Genomic DNA, 1,216 nt, shown 5'->3' with positions numbered 1-1,216 from the left:
ACCACTACGGCATCATGTGGCAGGCCGTCGCCAACTACTTCAAGGGCAACGAGAACGTCGCCGGCTACGAGATCATGAACGAGCCGTGGTCAGGCACCCAGACCCTGGGCAGCCTGCTGGGCAACCCGTACTTCGACGCCCAACAGCTGACCCCGTTCTACAACCAGATCACCGAAGCCATCCGCTCGGTCGACCCGAACAAGACAGTGTTCTTCGGTCCGAGCACCCTCGAAGCCAGCCTGCCGGTACAGAACCATCTGGGAACGGTCGACGACGACAACACCGCCTTCTCCTTCCACCACTACTGCATGGTGAATGCGATTTTCGCCGACCTGAGTTTCGGTTGCGACTGGAACGCCGACGCCGTGTTCGGCTACGCCTACGACTATGCGCAGGAGCACAACATCCCGGCGTTCTTGAGTGAGTTCGGTGCCACCAACAACCTTCCGACCATCGGCGCGAGCCTGGACGCGGCGAACCGGTATCTGTTCGGTTGGACCGAATGGGCCTACACCGGCAAGGACATCACCAGCACGTCGCCGGAGGACCAGGCACTGGTCTACGACACGAACCTGCCCCCGGTCGGCGACAACGTCAACTGGGACAAGCTCGACCTCCTGGCTCAGCCCTACCCCCAGGCGATCTCCGGCGTCCCGACGTCGCTGAGCTTCACCAACGGCGAGTTCAACTTCAGCTACACCACCGACCGCGCCGACGGCTCAGGCACCTTCGGAGCCGGCTCCGAGACCTCTATCGCCGTGCCGGCCAACCACTACCCCAACGGCTATGCCGTGACCGTGACCGGCGGGACCGTCACCTCGGCACCCAATGCCCCGATCCTGACCATCGGAGCCGACAGCGACGCCTCCACCATCACCGTCAAGTTGATACGTATCTAGCCGTCGACCCGCCAACGGACTACCGCCGACACTCCGGGTTGCCTAGGTGGCAGCCTTGCATCACGTAAGCAACTCGTTTAACTTCTCAGGCAGACTTCAGAATCTGTTGTCTTCCATGAAGAAGGGTTCGTCGGGATGCCTCGTCACCGCAGCAGGGTTGTGGGCAGCAAGATTGTCGGTATTGCCGCGTTTTTGGCTTTGACCTCTCCGGCCGCGTCGGCTCAGGCTGATTTCGACGACATGCTCGATGTCCTCGTCGCACCTTTTGCCACCGCAGCCGGCGAACTGGACCCCCAGGCCGTCACCGACAACACCGC

At 62.0% G+C, this 1,216-nt stretch carries 1 protein-coding gene; it reads left to right on the top strand.

Translation table 11 applies throughout. The features are described 5' to 3' along the window. On the top strand, window positions 1-899 hold an 899-nt coding region (locus LI94_RS21240), incomplete at its 5' end, for a cellulase family glycosylhydrolase (protein WP_046302484.1). Window positions 900-1,216: the final 317 nt, after the last annotated feature.

The organism is Mycobacterium sp. UM_Kg27 (genome assembly GCF_000972905.1).
Lineage (GTDB): Bacteria > Actinomycetota > Actinomycetes > Mycobacteriales > Mycobacteriaceae > Mycobacterium.
The sequence above is the reverse complement of the archived record's forward strand: the minus strand, read 5'-3'. Positions and strand labels throughout refer to the sequence as shown.